The following is a 298-nucleotide window of genomic DNA, read 5'->3' on the forward strand; positions in this document are numbered from 1 at the left end:
TCCCGCCAAACAGCGGCTCAGTGGCAAAATAAACTAGACACCCACCCTAATTTTTGCAGTATGGCGAACTAAGTACTAGGCTTTGTTTAGTGCAAGAGCAGCAGGGTGTCTTATGGCAATCGCGAGAAAGCGTCAAGTAAGTTTGGTTGATACAAAATACTATCACTGTATTTCACGTTGTGTTCGGCGTGCATTTTTATGCGGTGAAGACCATTTTACGGGTCAATCTTACGAGCACCGCAGAGGGTGGGTTGAAGACAAGCTGCTTGAGTTAGCTAAGATATTTTGTATTGACGTC

General features: G+C 44.6%; 1 pseudogene. It reads left to right on the forward strand.

The annotated features are described in order from the left end of the window. Window positions 1-112 precede the first annotated feature (112 nt). Window positions 113-298: pseudogene (locus CWB66_RS20980) on the forward strand (Mobile element protein); the annotation flags it as partial.

Source organism: Pseudoalteromonas sp. S558 (assembly GCF_005886635.1).
GTDB lineage: Bacteria > Pseudomonadota > Gammaproteobacteria > Enterobacterales > Alteromonadaceae > Pseudoalteromonas > Pseudoalteromonas aliena.